Origin of the sequence: Inquilinus sp. 2KB_23, assembly GCF_052115705.1 — a bacterium.
GTDB lineage: Bacteria > Pseudomonadota > Alphaproteobacteria > DSM-16000 > Inquilinaceae > Inquilinus > Inquilinus ginsengisoli_A.
In genome coordinates this window covers 1-544 of the sequence record NZ_JBFRHF010000096.1, presented here as the reverse complement: position 1 = coordinate 544, position 544 = coordinate 1, and the positions used below count along the sequence as shown (strand labels likewise).

General features: G+C 66.7%; 1 protein-coding gene. It reads right to left on the bottom strand.

The genetic code is table 11. From position 1 onward, the window contains the following. A partial coding sequence (locus AB4112_RS36060) for a transposase (protein WP_441727297.1) occupies positions 1–544 on the bottom strand: 544 nt, incomplete at both ends.

The following is a 544-nucleotide window of genomic DNA, read 5'->3' as shown; positions in this document are numbered from 1 at the left end:
AGCTTGCGCATGAGGGCAGTGAGGGCGACGAGCTTCTTTTTGCCGTTGGCGAGGAGTTTGAGGAAGAAGGGCCTGAGTGTGGGGTGATGGTTGCTGGCGGCCATTGCGGCCATGAAGAGGGCGCGTTTGATCTCGGGTCTGCCGCCTTTGGTGCGGCGGTAGGCGTTGGTGTTTCCGCTTTGTCGAGGGTGAGGAGCGAGGCTGGCGAGGGCCGCGGCCTGTCGTCGGTCGAGGAAGCCGAGTTCCGGCATGAGGGCGAGGAGGTCGGCGGCGGTCTTGAAGCCGATACCGGGGATGGAGGTGAGGATGTCGGCRTCGCGTTTGAGGGGTTGGGAGGCCTTGAGGATGGCGGCGATCCTGAGCTCGATGGCCTTGATCTGCCGGTCGATGCAGGCGAGGAGGTCGTCGAGGTGAGGGCGGACGGGTTCGGCACCGGGGGCCTGGCGTCGGTTCGAGAAGGCGGTGCGCTGGCGGACGAAGTCGTCGCGAGTGAGGACGAGGGCCTGGAGGGTGGCGCGGTCAGGATCGGGAGGCTGCCAGCGAG